The 24,906-nt window shown below is 67.4% G+C and carries 23 protein-coding genes and 1 tRNA gene; 17 read left to right on the forward strand and 7 right to left on the reverse strand.

Features of this window, described 5'->3' with window-relative positions; all coding sequences use genetic code 11:
• The first annotated feature begins 33 nt into the window (after positions 1-33).
• The 7 genes from AC5RWU_RS02025 (at position 34) to AC5RWU_RS02055 (ending at position 7,061) form a co-directional block, all read left to right on the forward strand.
• Positions 34-1,527: an amino acid permease gene (locus tag AC5RWU_RS02025; protein ID WP_494031036.1), complete on the forward strand. Its 1,494-nt coding sequence runs from the start codon at positions 34-36 to the stop codon at positions 1,525-1,527.
• A gap of 105 nt (positions 1,528-1,632) precedes the next feature.
• Positions 1,633-2,415: an alpha/beta fold hydrolase gene (locus tag AC5RWU_RS02030; RefSeq protein WP_494036881.1), complete on the forward strand. Its 783-nt coding sequence runs from the start codon at positions 1,633-1,635 to the stop codon at positions 2,413-2,415.
• Positions 2,412-3,113, forward strand: coding sequence for an esterase/lipase family protein (locus AC5RWU_RS02035; protein WP_494031038.1), 702 nt, complete (start codon positions 2,412-2,414; stop codon positions 3,111-3,113). Before AC5RWU_RS02030 ends, AC5RWU_RS02035 begins: the two co-directional genes overlap by 4 nt.
• Positions 3,110-4,075 carry an LssY C-terminal domain-containing protein gene (locus AC5RWU_RS02040; RefSeq protein WP_494031039.1) on the forward strand — a complete coding sequence of 322 codons (966 nt, stop codon included), beginning with the start codon at positions 3,110-3,112 and terminating at the stop codon, positions 4,073-4,075. Before AC5RWU_RS02035 ends, AC5RWU_RS02040 begins: the two co-directional genes overlap by 4 nt.
• Positions 4,076-4,085: 10 nt before the next feature.
• Positions 4,086-5,357 (forward strand): MFS transporter, encoded by a 1,272-nt coding sequence (locus AC5RWU_RS02045; RefSeq protein ID WP_494031040.1) that lies wholly within the window; start codon positions 4,086-4,088, stop codon positions 5,355-5,357.
• Positions 5,358-5,511: 154 nt separating this feature from the next.
• Complete coding sequence (htpX, locus tag AC5RWU_RS02050; RefSeq protein ID WP_494031041.1) at positions 5,512-6,384, forward strand: zinc metalloprotease HtpX; 873 nt, start codon at positions 5,512-5,514, stop codon at positions 6,382-6,384.
• 2 nt (positions 6,385-6,386) lie between these two features.
• Positions 6,387-7,061 (forward strand): histidine phosphatase family protein, encoded by a 675-nt coding sequence (locus AC5RWU_RS02055; RefSeq protein WP_494031042.1) that lies wholly within the window; start codon positions 6,387-6,389, stop codon positions 7,059-7,061.
• 175 nt (positions 7,062-7,236) lie between these two features.
• Here AC5RWU_RS02055 and AC5RWU_RS02060 read toward each other — a convergent pair whose 3' ends face one another.
• On the reverse strand, positions 7,237-7,728 hold the full coding sequence (locus AC5RWU_RS02060) for a YajQ family cyclic di-GMP-binding protein (RefSeq protein ID WP_494031043.1): 492 nt from the start codon (positions 7,726-7,728) through the stop codon (positions 7,237-7,239).
• A gap of 205 nt (positions 7,729-7,933) precedes the next feature.
• On the opposite strand from AC5RWU_RS02060, the gene AC5RWU_RS02065 reads away from it, so the two are divergent.
• From AC5RWU_RS02065 to AC5RWU_RS02080, 4 genes are all read left to right on the forward strand, one after another.
• Positions 7,934-8,239 (forward strand): hypothetical protein, encoded by a 306-nt coding sequence (locus AC5RWU_RS02065; RefSeq protein ID WP_494031044.1) that lies wholly within the window; start codon positions 7,934-7,936, stop codon positions 8,237-8,239.
• A gap of 219 nt (positions 8,240-8,458) precedes the next feature.
• Positions 8,459-8,540, forward strand: a tRNA-Tyr gene (locus AC5RWU_RS02070).
• 539 nt (positions 8,541-9,079) lie between these two features.
• Complete coding sequence (locus AC5RWU_RS02075; protein WP_494031045.1) at positions 9,080-9,274, forward strand: hypothetical protein; 195 nt, start codon at positions 9,080-9,082, stop codon at positions 9,272-9,274.
• Between the two features lie 117 nt (positions 9,275-9,391).
• On the forward strand, positions 9,392-9,817 hold the full coding sequence (locus AC5RWU_RS02080; protein ID WP_494031046.1) for a hypothetical protein: 426 nt from the start codon (positions 9,392-9,394) through the stop codon (positions 9,815-9,817).
• Positions 9,818-9,931: 114 nt separating this feature from the next.
• Here the strand turns inward: AC5RWU_RS02080 and AC5RWU_RS02085 are convergent, their stop codons facing one another.
• Entirely contained in the window at positions 9,932-11,377 is a 1,446-nt protein-coding gene (locus AC5RWU_RS02085) for a metallophosphoesterase family protein (RefSeq protein WP_494031047.1), read from the reverse strand.
• Between the two features lie 340 nt (positions 11,378-11,717).
• On the opposite strand from AC5RWU_RS02085, the gene trxA reads away from it, so the two are divergent.
• Positions 11,718-12,110 (forward strand): thioredoxin, encoded by a 393-nt coding sequence (gene trxA, locus AC5RWU_RS02090; RefSeq protein ID WP_494031048.1) that lies wholly within the window; start codon positions 11,718-11,720, stop codon positions 12,108-12,110.
• A 100-nt stretch (positions 12,111-12,210) separates the two neighbouring features.
• Here the strand turns inward: trxA and galT are convergent, their stop codons facing one another.
• Together galT and AC5RWU_RS02100 are read right to left on the reverse strand one after the other, a co-directional pair.
• The gene (galT, locus tag AC5RWU_RS02095; protein ID WP_494031049.1) at positions 12,211-13,317 is read right to left on the reverse strand and encodes a galactose-1-phosphate uridylyltransferase; all 1,107 of its coding nucleotides are present in this window, start codon (positions 13,315-13,317) and stop codon (positions 12,211-12,213) included.
• A 61-nt stretch (positions 13,318-13,378) separates the two neighbouring features.
• The gene (locus AC5RWU_RS02100) at positions 13,379-13,657 is read right to left on the reverse strand and encodes a putative quinol monooxygenase (RefSeq protein WP_494031050.1); all 279 of its coding nucleotides are present in this window, start codon (positions 13,655-13,657) and stop codon (positions 13,379-13,381) included.
• A gap of 112 nt (positions 13,658-13,769) precedes the next feature.
• Between AC5RWU_RS02100 and AC5RWU_RS02105 the strand changes: the two genes are divergently transcribed.
• A complete protein-coding gene (locus AC5RWU_RS02105; protein WP_494036882.1) occupies positions 13,770-16,235 on the forward strand; it encodes a PEP/pyruvate-binding domain-containing protein in 2,466 nt (821 codons plus the stop codon).
• A gap of 31 nt (positions 16,236-16,266) precedes the next feature.
• Here the strand turns inward: AC5RWU_RS02105 and AC5RWU_RS02110 are convergent, their stop codons facing one another.
• On the reverse strand, positions 16,267-17,238 hold the full coding sequence (locus AC5RWU_RS02110) for a DNA-3-methyladenine glycosylase family protein (protein ID WP_494031052.1): 972 nt from the start codon (positions 17,236-17,238) through the stop codon (positions 16,267-16,269).
• Positions 17,239-17,339: 101 nt separating this feature from the next.
• On the opposite strand from AC5RWU_RS02110, the gene AC5RWU_RS02115 reads away from it, so the two are divergent.
• Together AC5RWU_RS02115 and AC5RWU_RS02120 are read left to right on the forward strand one after the other, a co-directional pair.
• A complete protein-coding gene (locus tag AC5RWU_RS02115) occupies positions 17,340-18,716 on the forward strand; it encodes a cystathionine beta-synthase (protein ID WP_494031053.1) in 1,377 nt (458 codons plus the stop codon).
• Between the two features lie 51 nt (positions 18,717-18,767).
• Positions 18,768-19,934, forward strand: coding sequence for a cystathionine gamma-synthase (locus AC5RWU_RS02120; RefSeq protein WP_494031054.1), 1,167 nt, complete (start codon positions 18,768-18,770; stop codon positions 19,932-19,934).
• A 166-nt stretch (positions 19,935-20,100) separates the two neighbouring features.
• Here AC5RWU_RS02120 and AC5RWU_RS02125 read toward each other — a convergent pair whose 3' ends face one another.
• Positions 20,101-20,481 (reverse strand): hypothetical protein, encoded by a 381-nt coding sequence (locus tag AC5RWU_RS02125; RefSeq protein WP_494031055.1) that lies wholly within the window; start codon positions 20,479-20,481, stop codon positions 20,101-20,103.
• Positions 20,482-20,558: 77 nt separating this feature from the next.
• On the opposite strand from AC5RWU_RS02125, the gene AC5RWU_RS02130 reads away from it, so the two are divergent.
• Positions 20,559-21,212, forward strand: a complete 654-nt coding sequence (locus AC5RWU_RS02130; RefSeq protein ID WP_494031056.1) for an MOSC domain-containing protein — start codon at positions 20,559-20,561, stop codon at positions 21,210-21,212.
• Positions 21,213-21,215: 3 nt separating this feature from the next.
• On the opposite strand, the gene AC5RWU_RS02135 is transcribed toward AC5RWU_RS02130, so the two are convergent.
• The gene (locus AC5RWU_RS02135; RefSeq protein WP_494031057.1) at positions 21,216-22,454 is read right to left on the reverse strand and encodes a hypothetical protein; all 1,239 of its coding nucleotides are present in this window, start codon (positions 22,452-22,454) and stop codon (positions 21,216-21,218) included.
• 446 nt (positions 22,455-22,900) lie between these two features.
• On the opposite strand from AC5RWU_RS02135, the gene AC5RWU_RS02140 reads away from it, so the two are divergent.
• Positions 22,901-24,871: a DEAD/DEAH box helicase gene (locus AC5RWU_RS02140; protein WP_494031058.1), complete on the forward strand. Its 1,971-nt coding sequence runs from the start codon at positions 22,901-22,903 to the stop codon at positions 24,869-24,871.
• Positions 24,872-24,906 lie beyond the last annotated feature (35 nt).

The raw sequence follows: 24,906 nt of genomic DNA on the forward strand, positions 1-24,906 counted from the left end.
CCCACTGGCACCCACCACGGGAAGAATGAATTCATGAGCCTTTTTCGCGCCAAGTCCGTCGAACAGTCGATCCTCGACTCACAGGAGCCCGGGCATGAGCTTAAACGGTCACTGAACACCTTCGACCTCATGATCCTCGGCGTCGCGGTCGCCGTGGGAGCGGGTATCTTTTCGGTCGGGGCCCGGGCCTCGGCCCAGTTCGCGGGCCCGGCCGTCACGGTGTCTTTCGTGCTGGCCGCCGTCACCTGTGCCCTGGCCATCATGTGCTACGCCGAATTCGCCTCCACGGTTCCGGTGGCGGGCAGTGCCTACACGTACACCTATGCCACCTTGGGCGAACTGCTCGCGTGGATCATCGGCTGGGACCTGATCCTTGAACTGCTGACCGCGGCCGCGGTGATTGCCAAGTACTGGGGCATCTATCTCAGCACCGTCTTTTCGCTGTTTGATCTTCCGGTGCCGTCCACCATCACCGTCCTCGGGGTGAACCTCGACTGGGGGCCACTGGTCATCGTGGCGGTCTTCACCACGCTGCTGATCCTGGGCACACAGCTGTCCGCCCGGGTCAACAACGTCTTCACCACCATCAAGGTGGGCATCGTGCTGTTCGTCATCGTGGCGGGATTCATGTACGTCAATCCGGCGAACTACACACCGTTCGTGCCCGAGTCCGTCCCTACCTCGGGGGCCGGAGGCGATGTTTGGTCCCAGTCTCTGTTCGCCTTCATGACCGGGGCTGCGCCCGCCCAGTTCGGGGTCTTTGGTGTGCTGTCCGGCGCGGCGCTGGTATTCTTTGCCTTCATCGGCTTCGACGTCGTGGCCACCTCCGCTGAAGAGGTCAAGAATCCGCAGCGCACGCTGCCGCGGGGAATTTTCGCCGGCCTGGCGCTGGTCACCGTCCTGTACCTGCTGGTCTCCCTGGCCCTGACCGGAATGGTTTCGTACCGCCAGTTGGCACAGACGGAAAACCCCTCCCTGGCCACGGCCTTCATCGAGGTCGGTGCCGACTGGGCGGCCCAGCTGATTTCGGTGGGCATCCTGGTGGGGCTGACCACCGTCATCATGGTGCTGCTGCTGGGCCTGTCCCGGGTGCTGCTGGCCATGAGCCGCGACGGGCTGCTCCCGCGCTGGCTCAGCGTCACGTCCCCCACCCGTAAGACGCCGGTGCGGCTGCAGTTGATCTGCGGCATCGTCGTCGCCGTGATCGCGGGGTTCACCCGGGTAGACATCCTGGAGGAAATGATCAACATCGGCACGCTCTCGGCGTTCGTACTGGTGAGCATCGCCGTCGTCGTCCTGCGGCGGAAGCGTCCGGACCTGCCCCGCGCCTACAAAGTGCCCTTCTCGCCCTGGATTCCGATCCTCTCGGCCGTCCTGTGCTTCTACCTGATGCTCAACCTCACCACGCTCACCTGGGTACGGTTCGCCGTCTGGCTGGTGATCGGGTTCGCTGTGTATTTCGCCTACGGGCGCTCGCATTCACTGCTCGGGAAGCAGCTGGCCGGGCAGCAGCTGGACAGGCACTAGGCGGGACATGAAACAGCCGGGGCGGGACGCAGAGTACGCACCCCGCCCGGCTGTTGGCTTTTCGGACTACGCTGGAGGAACTTTTCCGGACGGCGGGAGGCGGAGGTGTTGAGGCGTCAGGAGCGCGGCAGCAGGCAGACCCTGCTGGTGGAGGGCCATGAACTCCAGGTCCGGACCATGGGATCCGGAGACGAGGCGTTCGTCCTGGTCCACGGCATCGGCGTTTCCGGCCGCTACTTCATGCCCCTGGCCCATGTGCTGGCCCGCCGCGGGAGGGTGTACCTGGTGGACCTTCCCGGTTTCGGCGGCACGAGGAAACCGCGGCGGACACTAAGCCTTGTTGACCACGCGCGGCTGCTGGCTGGGCTCCTGGCACGCCTGCAGGTGGGGCCGGCCGTGCTGGTCGGCCACTCCATGGGGTGCCAGGTGGCCATCGAACTGGCGCTGTGCAGCCCGGCCGCTGCCACCGCCTTGGTCCTGGTGGGGCCGACGACCAACCGCCGGGAACGGGTGGCGTGGAAGCAGGGACTGCGGCTGCTGCAGGATTCCTGCCGCGAGACGCCGCTGATCAACTTCATCGAGTTCTCCGACTATGCCCGGTGCGGACCGCGCTGGTACCTGAAGACACTGCCGGAAATGCTGGGCCAGCGGCCGGAAGAACGGATTTCCGGTGTCCAGGTGCCGGTCTTGATCCTGCGCGGAGCCCGTGATCCGATTGTCCCGGACTATTGGATAAGCGAACTGGCGGCGGCTTGTCCCGGCGCGCTCACCGGCACAATCGGCGGCGCCGCCCACGTGGCGATGTTCCGCCGCCCGGAAACGGTGGCGGCTCACTGCCTCCGGCTGGCCGCAGGGACCGGAAACCGTCCGGCGGAGGGAAATGCATGAAGGTGATCCGGCAGCTGCTCCGGCAGGGCTGGGCCTGGCTCCTGGATTATGCCTACATTGCCTATTGGCAGGTGCACGGGCTCCTGTTTCGGCTCGACCCCGCCCCGTATCTGCTGCCCGGCGCCCGGGGCGCGGAGCCCGTCGTCGTTATTCCGGGTGTCTACGAACGGTGGCAGATCATGCGCCCCATCGTGGACCATGTCCACCGGCTCGGACACCCGGTCCATGTGGTCGAGCCGCTGGGCTTCAACGTGGGAACCGTGCCGGCGATGGCTGCCGTCGTGGCGGAGTATATCCGCCTCCACGACCTGGACAACGTCACGATCATCGCGCACAGCAAGGGCGGACTGATCGGCAAGTATGTGATGACGACGCCGGAGGCGGGCGGGCGCGTGAACCGCATGGTCGCGGTCTGCACGCCTTTTTCCGGCTCGCGTTACGCCTACTTCGCCATGACGCCGGTGATCCGTGCGTTCTCGCCCCGGAACCCGGTGCTGCGGACCCTGATGGCTAATCTGGAGATCAACCACAGGATCACGTCGGTGTACGGGACGTTCGACCCGCACATCCCGGGCGGCAGCCGGCTGGACGGCGCGGTGAACATCCAGCTGGACACGATGGGGCATTTCCGAATCATCGGGGACAAGGCATTGCAGGCGGCGATCGAAAGAATTCTGGCGGAGGAGGAAATCCAGTGACGGAGCGGGGAACACCGGAACAGCAGCCGGAACCGGCGGACCTGCCGGAGCCGGAGCAGCTGCCCGCGCCCGCGGACATCCCGGAGCCGCCGGAACCGCCCCGGCGGCAGAGCCGCTGGGCCACGGTCCTAGCGACGCTGGAACGACTGCTGTACATCGCCGTGACGATCGCGGTCGGCTGGGCCGTGTACTTCTTCCTGCTGGCGCGCATCACCCGGGGATTCGAGCAGGTCTGGATTTTTCTCCCGGTCTGGCTCATCGCCGCCTACGCACTGCTGCCGCGGATCCACAAGATCCTGACCGACTGGTACCTGCCGGACTACTTCATCGGCCGGACCAGGACCGGTGACGGCGTGCTGGGGGACCCGGTCAACCTGGCGCTGATGGGCAGCCGTGAGGACCTGCGCGCCGCCATGGTGGCCGCCGGCTGGACCCAGGCGGACCCCATCACGCTGCGGACCAGCTGGCGCACCTTCACGTCGACGCTGCTGGGCCGCAGCTACCCCGAAGCACCGGTCAGCAACCTGTATGTGTTCGGCCGGAAGCAGGATCTGGCCTACCAGCGGGAAATTGAAGGCAATCCGCGCAAGCGCCACCATGTGCGCTTCTGGCAGTGCCCGCCGGGCTGGAAGCTGCCGGGCGGTTTCGACGCCGAATGGGTCGCCGCCGGAACCTATGACAAGAGCGTCGGGCTGTCCCTGTTCACCTTCCAGATCACGCACAAGATCGCCGACCGCACGGACGAGGAACGGGACTTCATCATCACCACCCTGCGCAGCGCCGGCGCGGTGGAGTCGGTGCATGTGATCCGGCATTTCTCCTCCGGCTACCACCATCGCAACGGCGGCGGAGATACCATCCGCACCGACGGGCACCTTCCGATCGTGTACCTGCGGCAGGTCCCGGCGGTGCCGCCGCCACCGCCGTCGAAACTGTCCGGAGGCACGCGGCCGCAGCCATAGAATCGAGCTTGTGCCAAAACTGCTTGCCGACATTACGCCGCTGAGGGAGAGCCCCGACTTTCGCCGGCTTTGGACAGGTCTGGCGCTGTCCTCGGTCGGAACCCAGCTGACCCTCGTGGCCGTGAGCCTGCAGATCTACCAGCTCACGCAGTCCAGCCTTGCCGTCGGACTGCTGGGCATCTTCGCGCTGGTGCCCCTGGTGGTGGCAGGGCTGTACGGCGGGTCGGTCGTGGATGCCCACGACCGGCGCAAGGTGGCGCTGGTTTCCGCCGTCGTCCTTTGGGCGGTGACCATCGGCATCGCGGTCCAGGCCTGGCTGGGCATGGAACAGGTCTGGGTCCTCTACCTGCTGATCGCCGTCCAGAGCGGCGCGGCGGGCATCAACCAGCCGGCGCGCAGCGCCATTATTCCTCGCCTGGTGCCGCCGCAGCAGTTGCCGGCGGCGAACGCGCTGTCCTTCATGACCGTCACACTGTCCATGACCGCGGGTCCTTTGCTGGCCGGTGTGCTGGTGGCCGGCGTCGGCTATGCCTGGACCTACACCATCGACGTGGTGACGTTCACGGCCGCGCTGTGGGCGCTGTTCCGGCTGCCGCCGGTGCCGCCGGAGGGCCAGGTGCACAAGGCCGGGCTGCGGTCCGTGATCGAGGGCTTCAGGTTTCTGTCCACACGGCCCAACATCCGGATGACCTTCCTGGTGGACCTTGCCGCGATGGTGCTGGCGCAGCCGCGGGCGTTGATGCCGGCCATCGGCGCGGTGATGATCGGGGGCGGGGAAACCACCGTGGGCGTGCTGCTGGCGGCCACGGCGCTGGGCGGCGTGCTGGCAGGACTGTTCTCCGGACCGCTGGGGCATGTCCGGCGCCAGGGCCTGGTGGTCAACTGGTGCGTAGCGGCCTGGGGACTGGCGATCGTGGGGTTCGGCGCCGTGGTCGTGCTGGCCGGCGATTCCGGACGGGACGGGGTGACGTTCTGGCTGGTTCCGGCCGCCGTCTTCCTGATGCTCTCCGGGGCGGCGGACTCGGTCAGCGCCGTCTTCCGGTCCACCATCCTGCAGTCGGCAACCCCGGACGCGATGCGCGGGCGGCTGCAGGGGGTATTCATCGTGGTGGTCGCCGGAGGCCCGCGGCTGGGGGACCTGGTGGCCGGCGGCAACGCCGCCTGGCTCGGGGAGGGGGCAGCCGCCGTCGCCGGTGGCCTGCTGTGCATGGCGGCGGTGTGGCTGCTGCACAAGGCCCAGCCGCGCTTCGCCAGGTACGACGCGCGGAACCCGGAACCGTAGCGCGTCCCGCCGCGCGCGTCCCGCTTGCACGCGTCCAAGCGGTGGAACGCTGGAACAGCCGGCGGCCCCTGCACGTTATAGGTACATGCCGACGAATAGACTGTCGGCAGGAACGGTGCGGCGCAGCCGCTGGGGCGAAGGAGTCGGGAAACAGGTGCACAATCATTTCAACGGGCTGAAGACGGCGGCGCTGTTCGGCGTGTTGTTCGCAGTGCTGTTGGCGATCGGCGGGCTGCTGGCTAACGGGACCGGCAACAGCGTTTTCCTGTGGGTCTTCATGTTGATCGGCCTCGGCACCACCGCATACGGGTACTGGAACAGCGACAAGATGGCCATCCGCGCCATGCATGCCTATCCTGTCACCGAACAGCAGGCACCCGCGATGTACCGGATCGTCCGTGAACTGTCCGTCCGCGCCAACCAACCGATGCCGCGCCTCTACATTTCACCGACACCCGCGCCGAACGCCTTCGCCACCGGGCGCAATCCGCAGAATGCCGCGGTGTGCTGCACGGAAGGCATCCTGCGGCTGCTCAATGAGCGGGAGCTGCGCGGCGTGCTCGGACACGAGCTCATGCATGTTTACAACCGGGACATCCTGACGTCCTCCGTGGCAGCCGCGATCGCCGGCGTCATCACCTCGCTGGCGAACTTCATGCTGATCTTCGGCGGAGGCGACCGCGAGCGCGCCAACCCGCTGGCCCTGATCGCCATGTCCCTGCTGGCTCCGCTCGCCGCCGGGCTGATCCAGATGGCCATCAGCCGTACCCGCGAGTACGACGCGGATGAGGACGGCGCCAAGCTGACCGACGATCCGCTGGCTCTGGCCTCCGCCCTGCGGAAGCTGGAAACCGGCACCCAGCGGGCTCCGCTGCCGCAGGACCAGCAGCTGGTGAACGCCTCGCACATGATGATCGCGAACCCGTTCCGCGGCGGCGGCGCGAAGAACCTGTTCCGGACCCATCCGCCGATGGCGCAGCGGATCGAGCGCCTGGAGCGCATGGCCGGCCGCCCGCTGGGGTACTGACCATGCGGCTGTTCCTGATCCGCCATGGCCAGACGCCGAACAACGTCCGGGGAGTCCTGGACACCGCAGTCCCGGGGCCGGGCCTGACTGAACTCGGCTTCGAGCAGGCCGCTGCGCTGCCGGAGGCCCTGGGCGCGGAGCCGATCGATGCCCTCTACGCGTCCAGCCAGCTGCGGGCGCAGCTGACCGCGGCGCCGCTGGCCAAGGCGCTGGGCCTGAAGGTCAACGTCCGCCACGGTGTGCGGGAGATTTCGGCCGGCGACCTGGAAATGCTCGGAGACACGGAATCCATCGAACGGTACCTGTCCACCGTCTTCGCCTGGTCCGCCGGGGAACTGGCCCGGCGGATGCCCGGGGGACCGGACGGCCACGAGACCTTTGCCCGCTTCGACGCGGTCATTGACGAAGTAACGTCCAACGGGCACCGAGCGGTGGCGATCGTCAGCCACGGCGCCATGATCCGGACCTGGGTCGGGGCGCGGGCGGTCAACCTGGATATGCGGTTCGTGGCGGCCAATGCCCTGAGCAACACCGGCGTGGTGGTGCTGGAACGGGATGCGGCCCGGCGCTGGAATGCGCTCACCTGGATGGGCGGCGCGGTCGGTGGACCGGGGCTGGCGGATGCGGACACCGACGGCCCCACGGGCGATCCCGTCCTGGCGCCCGACAATCAGTAGGCAGGGCGCCCGGTTAGTGCCGCCTCGAATTTCGCGCCCTGGCCCGATTTCGCGCCTCATGGGTTTTTCGCTGGCTGGCGCCGGCCGGCGAAAAACCCATAGGCCGCGGAAAACCCCACCCCCCGCGAAATGCGGTGAAGCTGTGCCTGCCGCCTCATCAGAGGGCGGTGCCGGCCTATCGGTAGTTGATGAACTGGAGATCAACGTCCAGATCGCTGCCCTTGAGCAGGGAGATGACTTCCTGCAGGTCATCGCGCGACTTGGAGCTGACGCGAAGCTCGTCACCCTGGATCTGGGACTTGACGCCCTTGGGTCCTTCGTCGCGGATGATCTTGTTGATCTTCTTGGCCTGGTCCTGGGCGATGCCTTCCTTCACGCCGGCCTCGATCCGGTATTCCTTGCCGGAAGCGAACGGCTCGCCGGCGTCCAGGGACTTCAGCGAGATGCCGCGCTTGACCAGCTTGGACTGCAGCACGTCGAGTACTGCCTTGACGCGCTCCTCCGAATTGGCCTTCATGAGGATCTTTTCGCCGCTGAAGTCGACCTCCGCGCCGACGCCCTTGAAGTCGTACCGCTGGGCGATTTCCTTCTGTGCCTGGTTCAGGGCGTTGGAGACTTCCTGCTTGTCGACCTTGCTGACGATGTCGAACGATGACTCGCTTGCCATGTTTCCTCCTCGGGAGTGGATATTTTTCTGCATCCAGCCTACTTCCTAGGGTCCAAACGGCGGGAAGCCTCGCATTCCCAGCCGGTTTTCAGGATGGTGCAAGGATGCGCACAACTCAGTGCGACAGAGTGGTGAAGAGACAGCCCCATTGCCTGGGGCAACTACTACAGGAGGGAAACCAATGCGCCGCTACGAGGTGCGAACAATGAGGGCCGCCGCAGGGATGTTCCTGACCGCGGCGGCCGTGACTGCAGCGTCAGTCCTCGGAACCGGTGCGGCGGTGGCCGCACCGGCGGCGGCGCTCACCCCGCTTCGCGCCATGGAGCGGGCCGCCGCTCCGGCATCCGCTTCCGCGCCGCTGCGCAAGCGGGAAATTACGACGCCGGCCTCCCACCGGATCGCCGGAATCCGGCAGGAAATGGACCAGGCAGTGGCCTGGGGTGAAGTCACGCGCGAGCAGGCCGATAGGTTCGTGGCCCAGTTGGAATCCAGGATCCTCGGCGCCGGCTAGCGGTGAATCATCGTCCGGATGGCAGACCGATGAGCTGCGGGATCCGGATGCCGCATTCGACGGAGGAGGCCGGTAGCGGCGCGTCCGCCCGCACCTGCCGAACTCCGCGGATCCGGTCCAGCCACGCCGGAAAAACGCCCGATTCGGTTTTTCGGAAAATCTTCAGTAAAGTTGTCTTGCTCCCAAAAACAGGGAGCAGTCTTCTGAAGAGGACAACTCGGCAGATTACCCGAGCGGCCAAAGGGGGCTGACTGTAAATCAGCTGGCACTGCCTACGGGGGTTCGAATCCCTCATCTGCCACCCACGGGAAAACCCCGTCTGACTAGGACAAACCCTAGGCAGGCGGGGTTTTCCTTTGCCCGCAGGCTATAGACACCAGGGCCTAAGGGGTGTTTGTAGACAAACTGTTGACAGTGCCTTACTGGGTGGCGGAGTGGTTCCCGTATCAGTTGAGCGCCCCACGTTTCCCGCTCCGCCGCCTCTAATGCCACGAGTCGCCAACGGGATCCAGTGGCGGGACAATTTATATGCGTCCCGCCGCGCAGAGCTGAGCGGCGGGGCGTTGCCCGAACCTTGGCATTAAATGCTGCCGATGGAATTGTTGCAAGCAGAATTATTGATTTAGAAATTATTTGGCGGAGAATTGATGTAGGCCCTGGCGCGCTATGGTCCCCCATGACCAGGTCCCTGGATCGGGCGGGCGCTTTCATGCCCTCCTGCGCGCCGGGACCACGGTTTTGCAGGATGACGGAGATGTGGATAAGGCGAACCCTGGCAAGGCACGGCGACGGCGCTGCACGCGGTGTTCGCTGTCCCCCCAGGCAAGGGGCTGAACGAACATGGACTTTTTGCTATTGAAGCGCGTCGCCTGGGTAGCCATCCCCCTGGGTGTTGTCCTGCTGATACCTGCCTTCATCGTCATTGCGCAAGTAGGCATTGCCGACGGGTTGGGGTGGCTGTTCTGGCTAGGGGCGGTGCTCTTTGCCCTGGGAGTGCTGGCGGCTCTGGCGGCCTGGTCGGCGAAGCATAGCTGAGAGGCTGTCAGCTAGGTTCCCCGGACGCCGAATGCGCTGCCGTGACCGCGTAAAGCAGCGTTTGACGACATGCGCGGCTTCCCACACGCGCCATGCCGTCCTGTCCATGCTGTGGGCATGCCTCAGACAACGAACGAACTGATCTGCGAAAAGCTGTGCGCGGTAACCAAGCTTCCGGTGGGCACCAGCGCGGAAACTGTCATGGAGACGTGGCAGCAGCAACTGGACGCCCGCGCCGTGGCGGTGGGCCTGCCCGCCAGCAGTCCGGTCCCGGACGTTGTGGCAGCTGAGCGTAAAGCCAAGGATGCTGCGCGCATGGCAGCAGCCGTACAGGCCAGCGCAGCGGCGGACGCTGCTCTGTTCGGACTCGGCCGGCACGCCGCCTCCGTCGCCGCCCCGACGACGCCGCTGCTGGCTGCTGAAGAAGCATCGGACGTTCTGCTGTTCGGTGCCCAGAGCAGGCACACGCGGAAGCGCCTGGAAGCCACCGAGCAGCACCACGGTCGGCCGCTCCGCGATTGCGTGAAGGACGGCTTGCTGTGACGACGGAACGCTTAGGCCAGGAAGAGGACACCTAAGATGCCCTGATGGGATGCCGCAGGCCCGGCACCGGAAGATGCGGGGCCTGCGTCGCTCCAACCGCGTGGGCCGTCGTCGTTAGTTCTTTGACTTCGCTGGAACCGGGAAATCAACGGACTTGATCATCTCGCCGGTCACGAAGTCCCCGGCTTCCACGCGCACGCGGTCCTCGAACACCTTGACGCGCACACCGGAGGCGTTCGTGCCTTCCAGGCCGGTTTCGTCGTGGTCGCCGTCGGGCAGGTAGGCGTTCTTGATTGCGCCGGTGTTCACCACCGGGAAGCCCTCGGGATTGCCCTCCGTGCGGTACGTGCCCCACCAGTCGTTCAGCGTCAGGCTGGCGTGCGAGTGGCTGGTGAACATGATGATGTTGGAGTACTTCTCGACGACCTTCGTGAAGGATTCCAGGTCATTGAAGTCGTTCTGGTACCAGGCGCTGTGCGTCATGGACACGGTGTTCGGCAGCACCAGGTGGCTGTACAGCAGTACCGGCTTGCCCGGCTTGGCCCAGTGCGCCAGCCGGGAATCGAGCCAGGCGAGCTGCTCGTCGGACATCTTGACGAAGGGCTCCTTGCCGCCGCGGTCCACGTCGCTGTAGTGCTCCGTGTTGATCATGATGTTGGGCACGCCGTTCACGAGCTCTTCGCGCCAGACCTTGTCCTGACCGGTGAACTCCAGGAACGGGTCGATGTAGGCCTCGGAGCCTTCCGGCCCGTACATTTCATGGTTGCCGATGGTGAAGTAGTTGCGGCCGGAGGCATGCGGGGCCTCCTGCATCAGCGCGGAGTATTCGTCGTAGAGCTCCTGCGCGCCGGTGTCCACGAAGTCACCGTTCATGACCAGGGCACCGGCGGGATCCGGCATCGCGTTCAGCTGGCCGATGGCGGATTTGTAGTTCTCCAGGCCGCCCTGGACATCACTGAGGACATGGACGACTGCGGCCGGCCCGCCAGCGGCCGGAGCCGCCGGCTGCGAAACCTGGACGTTGTCGATACCCCAGAACCAGTCATTGTGGCCGTCGCTGTAGGTCCAGGTAAAGACGGCATTCCGGGCGCCTTCGGGGACGTCGACCGTCAGCGCCTCATGGGCGGTATACCTGTCTGCGTCGTAACGCAGCAGCTCGACCGTTGTGCCGCCGTCGAACGCCACGGTTACCGTGGCGTGCTGCGGGGCGGCGCCCTGGCGGTAGTGCGAATCGAAGGACAGGACCACAGAGTCCTGCTTCTGCACATCGATCGCCGGGGACTGCAGCGCGGTGTTCAGGCGGTCCGTGTCATTGAGGCGCTGCTGTTCGCTGTCGACAACGGCCAGCTGGTCGTGTGCGCGGGTGAAGTAATGGCGCTGGTCCGTTCCCGAAGCCCAGGTCCATTCCTGGATATTGGTAAGGGCCCAGCCGGCCCAGCGCTCCTCGCCGGAGCTGAAGCCGGAGTTGGCCACGGTCCAGCCGTCCGGCATTCTGCGGGTGAAATTAACGGGGTTGGGAACTGCATCGAAGTTCTCGCCCCACAGGACGGTTTCGTTCAACTTCGGTCCAGCCGGCTGGGAAGCCGCCGGGGCAGTAAGGGGGCGACGGCGGCCGGCGCGGCTTGGGTGCCGGCCAGGCCGATGGCGGCAACGCCGAGAATGGGGCCAGCGCATAGGCCAGGGCGGCGGACTTCCGCGGAAGACGGGGCAACATGGAGATGGGTCTTTCTCTTGCAATTTACGGGAAAGATCCACCTTTCATCACCCGGGCGAACGGTTGGCAATCGTTGCCAAATATTGCATGAACGTTGCCCCTGAACTGGCTCCGGCGGCGTATTCCCGGTGACGCGCACAGCGAACAGGGTTACGCATCCGGACCCGGATCTGTACCGTGGAACCCATGGCTACCGTAGACATCACAGAGGCTTCCTTTCCGCAGACCATCGAAGACAATGACATCGTGTTCGTCGATTTCTGGGCGGACTGGTGCGGCCCGTGCAAACAGTTCGCGCCGGTTTACGACCAGGTGTCCCAGAGCCACGAGGATGTGGTGTTCGCCAAGGTGGATACCGAGGCGGAGCAGTCGCTCGCGGCAGCGGCCGGCATTACCTCCATCCCCACGCTGATGGCTTTCCGGGAGAAGGTCCTGGTGTTCTCCCAGGCCGGGGCCCTCAACCAAAGCCAGTTCTCCGAGCTCGTCGAGGCGGTCAAGGGGCTGGACATGAAGGAAGTCCACGCCCAGATCGCGGCGCAGCAGGCCGGCGGGCAGCCGGACCAGGACGCACAGGCCTAGTCCGGCCTGCAGCGGTCTCCGGCCGTTCCCTGATTCCTTGAGGAGGCCCCGGAAGGGGCCTCCTTTCGCTGTCTGTCAGCCCCTGTCCCGCTGCGGGGAACTACTCGGTTGCGGGCCACGCCCGCCGCAGCCGCTCGGCGGTCTCTTCCGGCAGCACATCCGCGATGAAGGCGCCCATCGCGGCTTCGGAACCGGCCAGGTACTTGAGCTTGTCGTCGGCCCGGCGCGGGGACGTCAATTGCAGGTGCAGCCGGTATTCGTCCCGGTCCGCATGCTCCGCCGGGGCCTGGTACCAGGCCGCGATATAGGGGGTGGGTGCCGGATACAGGCCGTCGACGGCCTGCAGCAGGCCGTGATAGACGGCCGCGAGCCCGTCCTTCTCCGGCCCGGTCAAGGCGGCCAGATCCGGAACGTGCCGCCGCGGCACCAAATGCACCTCCACAGGCATGCGGGCAGCGAACGGCACATAGGCGACCCAGTGGTCGCTTTCGGCGACCACGCGGCTTCCTGCCGCGAGTTCGGATTGAAGGACGTCGGCGAACAGGTTGTTTCCGGTCCGACGGCGGTGCTCGCGCGCCACCGCCAACTGGGCCTTGATGCGGGGCGCCACGTAGGGATACGCGTAGATCTGTCCGTGCGGATGGTGGAGCGTCACGCCGATCTGGGCACCGCGGTTCTCGAACGGGAAGACCTGGCGGATGCCGGGCAGCGCGGAGAGTTCACGCGTGCGGTGCGCCCAAGCCTCGACGACGGTGCGGACGCGGCCGGGCGCCATGCCGGCCAGCGAAGCGGCGTGGTCCGGTCCGAACACCACTACTTCGCACCGCCCGTAGGCCGGCAGTTGGGCGCCGAGCCGGCCGTCCAGGTGCTGCGCATGCTGTCCGGGGCCCAGGGACGGGAAGCGGTTCTCGAACACGACGACGTCGTAATGGTCCGCGGGGACCTCGGTCGCGCTGGTTCCCGTGCCGGGGCACAGCGGGCATTCGTCCGCCGGCGGCAGATGGGTGCGGTCCTGCCGGTGCGCAGCGAAGGAGACCCATTCGTCCAGGAGCGGATCGTAGCGCAGCTGCGCCGGCCGTGAACGCTCCGGCAGCACGCGTGGGTCCCCGGGAGCATCGAAAGGTTCCGCCCCAGGGGCGGCGCCATCGAAGAAGTACAGCACTTCCCGGCCGTCGGCCAGCGCAGAGCGAACGATGTTCGGGGTCATGGAAGGTCTCCGGGATTTCCGGGAACCGCACGTTCCCGGGCCTGTGGCTGCGGCGGCCGGACTAGCCGCGTTCGAGGATGACAGGTTGGGCCAGCAGGGCGCTCAATGATTCGTCCAGGTCCTGCTTGGCGATGCCCTTGTTGTGCCCGACCAGTGCCTCCTCGGATTCCCAGCGCTCGCTCAGCACGATCTTGTCCTCGGACTCGTGTTCGATCTCGTAGCGCAGGCAGCCGGGTTCCTCGACGACCTGCTCGATCGCGATATCCAGGGCGAGCTTCACGCGGAAGAATTCGCCGTCATTGGGGATGAAGGTGGCGGTCAGGTCAATCGGTTCGCTCATGGATCCACAATATCCTTGCCGCCCGCCGGTCCTTGTGCGGCCCGCCGGGCGGGCCTACCCTTCAGCCATGAACGACGCTGGCAGCGCACGCCGCCCGGAACGGCAGCCCTGGGTGGGACCCCTGGCAGAGTTCGGGGCCGGGGACCTGGCATTGGCGGGCGGCAAGGGTGCCAACCTCGGCGAGCTGGTCCGTGAAGGTTTTCCGGTGCCGCCCGGTTTCGTGATCACCACTGCGGCCTATGAGCATGCGCTCCGGTCTGCGGGGCAGGCGTCAGGGCAGGTACCTGCGGACGAAGGGGCCGCGCAGGCACCCGTGCCCGAAGACCTCCGTGCGGAGATCCTGGCCGCCTACCGCGACCTCGGCGCCGGTCCCGTCGCCGTAAGGTCCTCCGCCACGGCCGAGGACCTCCCAGGCGCCGCCTTCGCCGGCCAGCAGGATACGTTCCTGAATGTTGCCGGCGACGCAGCACTGCTGGCAGCGGTGGCCAAATGCTGGGCCTCGCTCTGGACCGGCCGCGCCGTTGCCTACCGGAGCCGGCTCGGGATCGGCCCCGCCCAGGTGCGGATCGCCGTCGTCGTCCAGGTGATGGTCCCCGCCGACTGGGCGGGCGTGCTGTTCAGCGCAAACCCCGTCAGCGGCAGCCGGGAGGAGATGGTGGTGGATGTCGCCAGAGGACTGGGGGAGGCCGTGGTCTCCGGCAGGGTGACGCCGGACCTGTACGTGCTGGACCGCGCGGGGCGCGTGAAGCGGCAGCATGCCGGCAACCAGGAAGCGGCCGGCCGGGGACAGCACGACGGCGGCCAGGAGCTTTCCGCTGACATGCTGCGGCGGCTGGCGGCGCTCGCCTCCGCGGCGGCCTGGCATTTCGGCTCGCCGCAGGACATCGAATGGGCCTGCGCCGGCGGCCGCCTGTACATCCTGCAGGCGCGGCCGATGACGGCGCTGCCGCCGCCTCTGGTGAAACTGAACCGGCTGCAGCGGCTGGCCGCACCGTTCCTCGTGGAGATGTTCCCGATCCGCCCCTTCCCGCTGGATGTCACGGGCTGGATGGAACACGGCATCCTGGGGATGGTGGGGCGGATGGCCGACAGCTTCGGCGTGCGCTATCCCACCGTTGCAGAGCTGCTGCCGGAGGAGGACGGCGTGGTGGTGCGGCTGATCCCGCCAACGGTACGGCCGGGCCTGAAGGCGCTGGCGCTGCCGTTGCTGTTTACGGTGCGGGCGCGCCGGTTCCACCTTGCCCGGTGGACCGCGGATCCCCGGTTCCGGGACTACGAGGCGTCTGTGGCCCACCAGGCCGGCCGGGACATGCGGCAGCTTGGCTGGCCGGAACTGCGCGCGCTGCCGCGCGGACTCATGGGCGGCATGCGGACGATTGCGGAGCTGCGGATTGCTTACCTGCCTGGTGCGCTGCTGCCGATCGCGCGCCTGCACCTGCGGCTGGCGCTGCTGGGGCTGCACCGCCTCGCCGCGGACCTGGTGGCCGGAGCCCGCACCCGGACCACCGACGCGAACGATGCCCTGGACCGGTTGGCGAGCTTGGTCCGGCGCGACGCCGCCCTAATGTCGGTCTTCGCCCGGCTGGACCAGGCGGAATTGGTGGCGGAGGTGGATTCGACCCCTCAGTTCAGCGGCTTCCGCGGACAGCTGGACGCCTTCCTGGCCGAGTACGGGCACCGCGAGACGGCCACCCCGCTGCTGGCGTCGCAGCCCACCTGGCGGGACGCCCCGGATGTGGTGCTGGGGCTGGTGAAGGTCCTCGCCGGCGGGCAGGCCGCCGGCGCGGAGGCAGGCAGGGCGGACGCTGCCGGCACCGGGGAACGGGCCGCCGACGCCCTGGCCCTGCTGCACGTGCACCCTGCCCTGCGGAAGCCGAAGCGCCTGGCGCGGATGCTCGGCCTGGTCCGCGCGGCGCAGGCCGGTGCCGCCTTCCGTGAAGACACACATTTCTACGGGACCCAGCTGCTGCCGCTGGTCCGCCGGTCCTGCCTGGAGATCGGCCGCCGGCTGCAGGGGGCCGGTGTGCTGGACCGTCCCGAGGACGTCTTCCACCTGCGGCTGGAGGAGCTGGAAGGGATCGACGGCGATCCCGGGCTTGGCGCCGGCGCTGCGGGAGGGCTCGGGGCGGCGCAGGCCGCCGGACTCCGCGCTGCCGTTGCAGCGCGCGCTGTGAAGCGCGCCGGACTGGCCGGGGTGCCCCTGATCAACCCGCACTCGGTCTTTCCGGACCGGGCCGTTGCTGCGGCCGACGCACTGGTCACCGGAACCGGCGCCAGTTCCGGCACGGCAGCCGGCCGGGTCCGGGTGGTCCGCAGTCCCGCGGACTTTGGCACGCTGCGGAGCGGGGAGGTCCTGGTCTGCCCCTACACGAATCCCGCCTGGACGCCGCTGTTCCAGCGGGCCGCCGCCGTCGTGGTCGACGCCGGCGGGCTCGGTTCCCACGCGGCGATCGTGGCCCGGGAATACGGCATTCCGGCGGTGATGGGAACCCGCGATGGCACCGCGGTGCTGAAGGACGGGCAGCAGGTCACGGTGGACGGTTACCGGGGCCGGGTCACGGCACGACCCGGACGCTGACCCACCCCGTCCCATTGTGGTGGGGCTTGTCCTAGTGCCAGCGGTGGTCCTGGGGCGAGAGCCTTGGCCCGAAGGCGGGCTTGCGGAACCCGCTGAGCCCGAGCATGCGCACCACCCGCTGCCGGTGGCCGCGCCAAGGCTCGAGCAGCGCCAGCATGCCGGCGTCGTCCGTCTTCCGGCCGGACAGCGCGTAGCCGACAAACGAGGCCAGATGGAAGTCTCCGACGGACACGGAGTCCGGGTCCCCATGGGTGCGCTGCGCGATTTCGGCCGCGCTCCAGGGTCCGATGCCGGGAACCGACCGCAGCTTTGCCTCCAGCTCCGGCCCGGCGGGCAGCGCCGCCAGCCGCTCCAGCCCGGAGGCCACCGAACAGGCACGCAGGATGGTGGCCGAACGCTTTGGATCCACACCCGCGCGGTGCCATTCCCAGCGGGGGATCCGCCGCCACTGCCCGGGCGTCGGGGCGACCTTAAGGCCGGCCGGTACCGGTCCGCCCGTGCCCGGTGCGGCTGAGCCGTACTTGCCCACCAGGTACCGCCACGAGTGCCGCGCCTCAATGGTGGTGACCTTCTGCTCCAGGACCACCGGAACCAGCGCGTCGAAGATCCGGCCGGTACTGGGCAGCCGGAGCGACGGATGGCGGCGCCGGGCGTCGGTCACCAGGCGAGGGAGCGTGGCCTGGAAGGCAGGTTCGTCGAAACCGGACCAGTCGTCGCGCTCGCCGAGCAGGGCGGGCAGGCCGCTGAGGGCGGCAGCGGCACCCGGGCCCCAGGCGCGGGCCCGCACGGAGCCTGCCGAAACCTCGGTGAGATGCAGTGTGACCGGGCCGGCCGGCGTCGTAAACGCCAGCCACACGCCGTCGTTCCCGATGCGCGCGGTGGGGTCCTGCCTGCCGCGCGGGATGATGCCCAGGGTGGCGGCGAGACTGTACGGCTTGTCCGTCCGCCAGACGGTTTCGCGCGGCGCCTCGGCAGTGCTGCGGACGGCGGCGGTGATGGACATGCGATCCATGATGTCACGCGGCGGGGACGGAATCTTTCGAAGGGTGACGGCGGCGGCACCCATCTTTGCTCCGCTTCCGGCCAGCGATTAGCTTTGTACCTATGAAATACGCCAATTCCGTCCTGGACCTCATCGGCAACACCCCTTTGGTGAAGCTCAACAACGTAACCGAAGGCATCAAAGCCACCGTCCTGGCGAAAGTGGAGTACTTCAATCCCGGCGGCTCGATCAAGGACCGCATCGCGGTGAAGATGATCGAGGAAGCGGAAAAGAACGGCACGCTCAAGCCCGGCGGAACCATCGTTGAACCGACCAGCGGCAACACCGGCGTGGGCCTGGCCCTGGTGGCCCAGCAGAAGGGCTACAAGAGCATCTTCGTCACCCCCGACAAGGTGGGACAGGAAAAGCGCGACGTACTGCGCGCGTACGGCGCCGAAGTGGTCGTGACGCCCACCGCCGTCGCACCGGATAGCCCCGAGTCCTATTACGGCGTCTCCGACCGGCTGGTGCGCGAGATTCCGGGCGCCTACAAGCCGGACCAGTTCTCCAACCCGGCCGCCCCGCAGAGCCATTACGAAACCACCGGACCGGAGATCTGGCGGGATACCGACGGCAAGGTCACGCATGTGGTGATCGGCGCAGGAACCGGCGGCACGATCACCGGCACCGGACGCTACCTTAAGGACGTCTCCGCGGACCGTGCCTCCGGCCGGGTGAAGATCATCGGAGCCGACCCGGAAGGGTCCGTGTACTCCGGCGGAACCGGACGCCCGTACTTCGTCGAGGGCGTGGGCGAGGATATGTGGCCCGGCAACTATGACAAGTCGGTACCGGATGAGGTCATCGCCGTCAACGACGCCGAGTCGTTCGCCATGACGCGCCGGCTGGCCCTGGAGGAGGGCCTGCTGGTCGGCGGCTCCTCCGGTATGGCCGTGGTGGCCGCGCTGCGGGTGGCCGAAAAGCTCACCGAGGACGACGTCGTCGTGGTGGTGCTGCCGGACAGCGGCCGCGGCTACCTGGCCAAGATCTTCAATGACGACTGGATGAAGTCCTACGGCTTCCTCGAGGACGGGGAGGAGACCACGGTCGGCGACGTACTGCGCTCCAAAACCGGCAGCCTGCCCGACCTGGTCCACACGCACCCCAACGAGACGGTGCGCGACGTCATCGAAATCATGAACACGTACGGCGTGGACCACATCCCCGTGCTCTCGCAGGAGCCGCCCGTGGTGATGGGCGAGGTCCTGGGATCCGTGGACGAACGCTCCCTGACGTCCAAGCTGTTCCGCGGCGAAGCCAAGCTGACGGACCGGGTCAGCCTGCACATGGGGGAGAAGATGCCAGTCATCGGTTCCCTCGAGTCGCTGTCCAGCGCCCGCAAGAAACTGCAGGACGTCGACGCCCTGATGGTCACCTTCGTAGGCGGGCCGATCGGCGTGCTGACGCGCCACGACCTGCTCTTCTACCTGAACAAGTAGCTGCCCGACCAACCTCAGGCACCGGCTTCCCCAACCAGCGAAAGGTCCACCGTGAGCACCTCCGAAAACCAGGGCTTCAACACCCGCGCCGTCCATGCCGGCCAGGACTTCGATCCGACCACCGGCGCCGTCGTCCCGCCGATCTACCAGTCCTCCACCTTTGCCCAGGACGGCATCGGCGGACTGCGCAACGGCTACGAATACGGCCGCGGCGGCAATCCCACCCGCGACGCGCTCCAGGTGCAGCTGGCCGCGTTGGAGGGCGGCCGGCATGCCTTCAGCTTCGCCTCCGGCCTGGCCGCGGAGGATTCGCTGATCCGCGCGCTGCTGCAGCCGGGGGACCACATCGTGTTGGGCAATGACGCCTACGGCGGAACCTACCGGCTGATCAGCCGCGTGCTGGGGCCGTGGAACATCGGGCACACCGTCGTCGACATGGCGGACCTGGACAAGGTGGCGTCCGCCGTCGCCGCCGCGAAGGCCCGGTTCCTGTGGGTGGAGACCCCCTCCAACCCGATGATGAAGATCACCGATATCGCCGCGCTGGCCAAGGTGGCGCACGACGCCGGTGCCCTCCTGGTCGTCGACAACACCTTCGCATCGCCTTACCTGCAGACCCCGCTGGCGCTCGGCGCGGATGTCGTGGTCCATTCCACGACCAAGTACATCGGCGGCCATTCCGACGTGATCGGCGGCGCGGTGGTCCTCAACGACGACGCGCTGGCGGAGAAGGTCGGCTTCGTGCAGTTCGCGGTTGGCGCGGTGTCCGCTCCCATGGACGCGTTCCTGACCACCCGCGGGCTGAAGACCCTGGGCGTGCGCATGGAGCGCCACACGGCCAACGCCCAGGCGGTGGCGGAATGGCTGTCCGGCCGGGACGAAGTGGAGGCCGTGTACTACCCGGGTCTGCCGGACCACCCCGGCCACGAGCTGGCAAAGAAGCAGATGCGCGGCTTCGGCGGCATGGTTTCCGTGTCCTTCAAGGGCGGGGAAGCCGCGGCCCGCAAGGTGGCCGAGTCCACGCGGGTGTTCACGCTGGCCGAGTCGCTGGGCGGCATCGAGTCGCTGATGAACTACCCCTCGGAGATGACGCACGCTTCCGTCAAGGGCACTGAACTGGCCGTGCCGGAGAACCTGGTCCGGCTGTCCGTGGGCATCGAGGACCTCGAGGACCTGCTGGCGGACCTGGAGCAGGCGCTGGGCCAACTGCCTGGCTGAGCCTGGCTGGCCCGCGGGTGCAGACGTGGGTGAACCACTCTGCTCAACTTCTCCATGCAAAACCGGCGTGTCCTGTGGGACGTGCCGGTTTTGTTATGTCCTGAAAGCCAGAACCTGAGTAGTCTGGGCAGGGACTGGGCGCAGAACATGGGCGCTGAACACCGGCTCAGCGCCGGGCCTTGGGGCGGGCGGGCTTGAAGTAGCGGTTGCTCGCCGGCAGCCACAGCAGGATGACCCCGGCAAGGATAATGACGCCGGCGATCACCATGACCGGCAGGCCGCGGATGAACAGGATGGCGGCGATCATAAGTCCGGTGGTCGTCACGGTTTTCCGCGCGGCATTGCGGCCGCGGCGCAGCTGGAAGGCGTAGATGGCGCTGGAGGCGCCCAGCACCAGGAGGACGCAGGCAAGGACGAACAGACCCAGCCGCTCCGACTCCTGCGCCAGCCCGGTCAGGAATGATGTCACCATACCGATGGCCGCGAGACTGGCCAGGATGAGCCAAGTCCAGAAGGAGAGCATGACGGTCAGCGGTGCAGTCTGCATAGGGGCCTTTCCTTGCGGTTCCTGAGTCCAAGATACCGGTCCGGGGCCGGCCTCCCGCAGGTGGCAGGATGGTAGACATGATTTCGGGTACCCTGCTTGCCGTCTGCCGCGTCCACGCCCTGCTCTCCGATTCCGGGCCGACAGGCGTCACCGCCATCGACAAGCGTCCGGTTGACGGCCCGGTCAAGGTCCGCAGGTTGGGCCTCTACGCGGACATCCAGGCGGACCGGCAGCACCATGGCGGCGAGGACCAGGCGATCTACGCCTATGCGCAGGAGGAGGCTGAGGTCTGGGCGCGCGAATTGGGGCGCGCTGTTCCGGCCGGCCTTTTCGGCGAGAATTTCCGTACCCAGGGCATCGCCACCACGGAGGCCGTGATCGGCGAGCAGTGGCGGATCGGCGACGGTGTGCTCCTGGAGGTCACCGGTCCGAGGATTCCATGCGCCACCTTCGCACGGCGCATGGGGGAGCCGCAGTGGGTCAGGCGGTTCACGGAGAAGGGGATGGTGGGAACCTACCTGCGCGTGCTGGCTCCGGGAACGGTCCGGGCGGGGGACAGGATCGACGTCGTCCATCGCCCAGACCATGGCGTCACCGTTGGCCGGTGGTTCCGTCAGACGGATTCCGACGACGCCGCACGCCTGCTCGCTGCCGACGCCGCCGGTTCCATCAGGCTGGCCGCAGCCATGCAGGCAGCGATCGGGAAGCGACTGCGGCGCAGCGTACGCTGACGGTCAGAGCCCGGCGGCCGCTGCCGTTGCCGCCAGCGCAGCCTGCGCTTCCTCTGTGGAGTACAGCGGAGCGCCGGGTTCATTCAGCGTGAACTGGTACAGGTCCTGTCCCCGCCGCACCGTCAGTTCATAGGACCGGTAGCCGGTTTCCGGAATCACGATCGTTTCAAAGACCGTTTCCTGTCCGATTCCGGGAATCCGCGCCAGCAGCGGCGGCATCTCCACAGCCAAGCGGTCACTGAAGGCAGCCATATCGGCGAACCGGGTGACGGTCACGGTCAGGCCGCCGGGGCCGGAGGCGTCGAACGCGTACCCGCAGCTCGTGGACTGGCGCCCACCGTCGGCAGGCACCGGAACCTGGTACGCGACCCCGTCCTGGAGTGCAGCAGCCGGGTCGCCGAGCAGGACCGACAACGTGCCGCGGTCCACCAGTCCACAGGCAGCCGGCGGCGTGGCCGGCTGTGCCGGCGGCGTCACCGGCGCAGCCGGGGAGTCGTCCACGACAGGACCGGACACGTCGCCGCCAGGAACCGGCTGAACCGGAACCGGCTGAACCGGAGCGGGCTGTCCGGGACCGGACTGGACCGGCGCCGGCAGTGCGGGCGGCACAGGGCCGGAAGCGACGGGTGATCCCGGTCCGGCTGCGCCGGGATTCGTCGCTCCCGGGTTCGCTGTTCCCGGGTCGGCGGCGCCGGAGCGGGCTGCACTGGACCGGGCTGGACCGGTTTGGCCGGCCGAACCTGGCCGTGCGGGATCCTGGCGGCCGGGCTGCTCCGGGCCGGACGGAGCGCTGGCCTGGACCGGTCCCGCCTTGCCCGGCTCTGTGGCGGGCCCTATGGGCCCAGCCTGGACCGGACCGGGCAGCACCGGACCCGTCTGGCGCGCAGACCCGGCTACCGGCGTCGAGCCATCGGGAATGTCGGAAAGATCCGGAACCCGGATGGTCAACTCGTCCCCGTCCCGCGCATCGGGCCGGTCCATCTCGGGCAAGGGGCCCTCAGCAAGGGTCCCGTCCGCCTGCAGCGTGATATGCGGCGGCAGGACGACCTGCTGCGGTGACCCGGAACCGGACCTGTCGGCAGGTACGGGCGGCTGCTGCGCCTGCGGTGATGGGCTGACACCGAAACCGGTCCCCCCGGCGGCGGTATCCAGTGCAGGCAGCGCGCTGCAGCCAGCCAGTACGGCCAGAGAAAAAACTCCGGCAGCAGTTGGTCCCCAGAAAGTGCGAAGTGAAGTTGTCATATCAATGCCGTCATATCCATGTCGTTGTCCGGCAGTTCCCCAGGCTCAAATCGTCCCACTGCCCAAGAGACTTCCACCAGCCCAGATTTGGGGGTATTGCTGTTCCGTGTGCCGAACTTCACCCGCCCGAAGCGCCGGTGCGGCGCCGGTGCTCCGGTCCATGCCGTACACTGGATGTATCCCCCACTCCGGAATTCCCTGAATTTCATGCCCGGATACCGGCTGCCGCCGGAAACCGGGCGAGATCTGTTGTGTTGGGGCTCGCCGATTGAGCGAGCAGTTTCATACGGGAGCGCCGGTTAGAAGAAAACGTCACACGTGACCGCCGAGATGGCGCACAGACCAGTTGTGATGCGAAGTCCTGCCGCGGGATTGAAACAGTGCCGGACTTCTTCGTGTAGCGCGGCACAGATGCCGCCCGGCCCCTATGAATGAGGTATTTTTCCATGCCCGAAACCTTCGCCCCCACCACCCAGGACATCATCGAAGACACCGCTTCCGTGCAGACACCGGAAGAGGGCAACGACACGCTGTTCACCGATTTCGGCCTTGACAGCCGCGTACTCGCTGCGCTGACGGACGTCGGCTACGAAAAGCCCTCGCCCATCCAGGCCGCCACCATCCCGGTCCTGCTGGAGGGCCGCGACGTCGTCGGACTCGCCCAGACGGGCACCGGCAAGACCGCAGCCTTCGCCATTCCGGCGCTCTCCCGCATGGCGGAACTGCCGCCGTCGAAGGCAACCCAGATCCTGGTCCTCGCACCCACCCGCGAGCTGGCCCTGCAGGTTGCCGAGGCTTTCTCCTCCTACGCCGCGCATATGGACGGTTTCTCCGTGCTGCCCGTCTACGGCGGCTCGGCCTACGGCCCCCAGCTGGCCGGCCTGCGCCGCGGCGCCCAGGTCGTCGTCGGCACCCCCGGCCGCGTGATCGACCACATCGAGAAGGGCTCGCTGGACCTGTCCGAACTCCAGTACCTGGTGCTGGACGAGGCGGACGAGATGCTGCGCATGGGCTTCGCCGAGGACGTCGAGCGGATCCTTTCCGAAACGCCGGAGAAGAAGCAGGTTGCCCTGTTCTCGGCGACCATGCCCGGCTCCATCCGCCGGATCGCCAAGCAGTACCTGAACAACCCGGCGGAAATCTCGGTCAAGTCCAAGACCTCCACGGGCAGCAACATCAAGCAGCGCTACGTTCAGGTCATGGGCCCGCACAAGCTGGATGCGATGACCCGGATCCTGGAGACGGAAGAGTTCGACGGCGTCATCGCCTTCGTCCGCACCAAGATGGCCACCGAGGAACTCGCTGACAAGCTGAAGGCGCGCGGCTTCACCGCCGCCGCCATCAACGGCGACATCCCGCAGCAGCAGCGCGAACGCACCGTAGAGGCCCTGCGCGAAGGCAACATCGACATCCTTGTCGCCACCGACGTGGCCGCCCGCGGCCTTGACGTGGAGCGCATCAGCCATGTCATCAACTACGACATCCCGCACGACACCGAGTCCTATGTGCACCGCATTGGACGCACGGGCCGTGCCGGCCGCACCGGCGACGCCATCCTGTTCATGACGCCCCGCGAGAAGTACCTGCTGCGCGCCATCGAGAAGGCCACGCGCCAGAGCGTCGAACTGATGCACCTGCCGTCCGTGGAGGTGGTGAACAACAACCGCCTGGCGAAGTTCGCGGAAAAGATCACCGAAACGATCGAATCCGAGGACCTGGCGGTCTTCCGCAACCTGGTGGAAAAGTACGAGGCGGACCACGACGTGACCGCCACGGAAATCGCCGCTGCCTTGGCCGTGATGGCACAGGGCGGGCGTCCGCTGCTGATGGAGGAACTGCCGCAGCCCCCGGCGAAGCAGGCCCGCGCCGGACGCGACGGCTTTGCTTCCCGCGGTCCATCCCGCACGCTGACCGAGGGCAACGCCACCTACCGGATCGCCGTCGGACGCCGCCACCGCGTCATGCCCGGCTCCATTGTCGGCGCCATCGCCAATGAGGGCGGACTGTCCTCCGCCCAGATCGGCGGCATCGATATCCGCGCGGACCACAGCCTGGTCGAGCTTCCGGCGAATCTGAGCCAGGAGCAACTGCGCGCTCTGTCCCGCACCCGGATCGGCGGGGAGCTGATCCATCTGGAACTGGACTCCGGCCGCAAGCCGCGCAGTGAAGGCGGGCGCTCCGGGGGCGACCGTTCATTCGGGGACCGCGGTTTCCGGAAGGATTTCAAGCGGCACGACGGCGAGCGCAGCTTCGGCGAGCGCTCCGACCGCCCGTCCGGTGACCGCGGCGAGCGTCCGTTCCGGAAGAAGTTCGACGGCGCCAGGTCCGAGTCGAAGACCGGCGGCTACGGGGCGCGCAAGCCCCGTCACGGCTCGGAGAGCGGCCAGCGCGACTTCAGCCGCAAGGCGAAGTGGTAGCAGCGCCGCGGTGGGCTGCGGCAGCCGCCGCAGCC

It is taken from the genome of Arthrobacter sp. B0427-1-12, assembly GCF_059092905.1.